General features: G+C 75.7%; 2 protein-coding genes. Both read right to left on the reverse strand.

Translation table 11 applies throughout. The annotated features are described in order from the left end of the window. Positions 1-26 precede the first annotated feature (26 nt). On the reverse strand, positions 27-1,109 hold the full coding sequence (locus F8271_RS31270; RefSeq protein ID WP_151493370.1) for a polyprenyl synthetase family protein: 1,083 nt from the start codon (positions 1,107-1,109) through the stop codon (positions 27-29). Between the two features lie 9 nt (positions 1,110-1,118). Then, positions 1,119-1,499, reverse strand: a complete 381-nt coding sequence (locus F8271_RS31275; RefSeq protein ID WP_151493371.1) for a helix-turn-helix domain-containing protein — start codon at positions 1,497-1,499, stop codon at positions 1,119-1,121. Positions 1,500-1,581 lie beyond the last annotated feature (82 nt).

Raw genomic sequence — 1,581 nt, forward strand, 5'->3', positions numbered from 1 at the left:
GGCGCGGGGTTGGCTGGTGTCCGCGGTCAGTCGGCTCGGCGGGTGGCCGCTATGGCCAGGTCCACCAGGGCCTGGCGGGCCTCGGTGTCCAGGTCGACAGCCGTGAGGGCCGCCAGCGCGGTGTCGGTGAGCGTGACGATCCGCTGCTCGGTACGGGCCAGGGCGCCGCTCGCGGAGATCAGCTCGCGCAGCCGGCCCACCCCCCGCTCGTCCAGCTCGGGGTCGCCGAGATGGCTGAGCAGCAGCTCCCGGCCGGCGTCGTCGAGGGCCTCCACGGCCGCCGCCACCAGGTAGGTGCGCTTGCCCTCGCGCAGGTCGTCACCGGCCGGTTTGCCGGTCAGCGCCGGGTCGCCGAAGACACCCAGCACGTCGTCGCGGAGCTGGAACGCCTCGCCCAGCGGCAGCCCGTACGCCGAGTAGACCGTCCGCACCTCCGGCGTCGCGTCGGCCAGCGCGGCACCGAACAGCAGCGGGCGCTCGACCGTGTACTTCGCCGACTTGTACCGGGCGACCTTGCTGGCCCGCTCCACCGAGGTGTCCCCGGTGACCTGGGTCAACACGTCGAGGTACTGCCCGACGGTGACCTCTGTGCGCATCTCGTCGAAGACCGGCCGGGCCCGGGCCACCGCCCGCAGGTCCAGGCCGGCGGAGTGCAGCAGCTCGTCGGACCAGACCAGGCACAGGTCGCCGAGCAGGATCGCGGCGGCGTCGCCGAACCCGTCCGGGTCACCGCCCCAGCCGGCCGCCCGGTGCCGGGCGGCGAACCGCCGGTGCACCGCCGGCTCGCCGCGCCGGGTGTCGGAGCGGTCCATCAGGTCGTCATGGATCAGGGCGCTGGCCTGGACGAACTCCAGCGCCGCCAGGGCGGTGAGCACCTGGTCGCCGTCCACCCCGCCGGCGCCCCGGAAACCCCAGTACGCGAAGGCCGGACGCAGTCGCTTGCCACCGCCGAGCACGAACGCCTCGATCGCCTCCGCCACCGGGACCAGGGCGTCGTCCACACGGGTCAACCGGGCCCGCTGGCCGGCCAGGAACTCGGTGAGGGCCTTGTCGACCCGCTGCCGCAGGCCGGCACGGTCGACGGGAGAGACGGGAGCAGCGTGGGTCACGCCACGACGCTAGCGGTTCGCCACTGCCCCCGCCCCACCGCCACGCGTAGTGCCGCCGGGCCGTACGCCGGCACCGGCCCGCGCGGCCGCCGCGCTGCGCCGGCCCGGCCCGGTGGCCGCGGGCGGTCCGGCCCGCCGGGTGCGCGCGGCCGCCTCGGTGAGGACCGCCGCCGGTACGTCCAGCACGACGGCGAGCCAGCCGAGCCAGAATTCACCGGGTACGCGTCGCTGCCGTTCCCACCGGGAGACCTCGTGACGGCTCAACGTTGCGACGCCCGCCGCCGCGCACAACTCGGCGGCGGCGCGTCGCTGACTCCACCCCCGGGCCAGCCGATGCCGGACCAGCAGCGGCCCGAGCTGGGTGCGGTGCGGCGGTGCGGGCGAGATCATGGGGTCCTCCCGGGCGGAACGTCGACGCGGTGACAACCCCGCCCGCACGACGGGCCGGGCTCACCTCGGTTGCGTGACCCCA

This window comes from Micromonospora sp. ALFpr18c (assembly GCF_008868155.1).
Lineage (GTDB): Bacteria > Actinomycetota > Actinomycetes > Mycobacteriales > Micromonosporaceae > Micromonospora.

Coding starts and splice junctions, on each gene's coding strand:
- F8271_RS31275 (WP_151493371.1), bottom strand. CDS start 1,499: ATGATCTCGCCCGCACCGCCGCACCGCACCCAGCTCGGGCCGCTGCTG.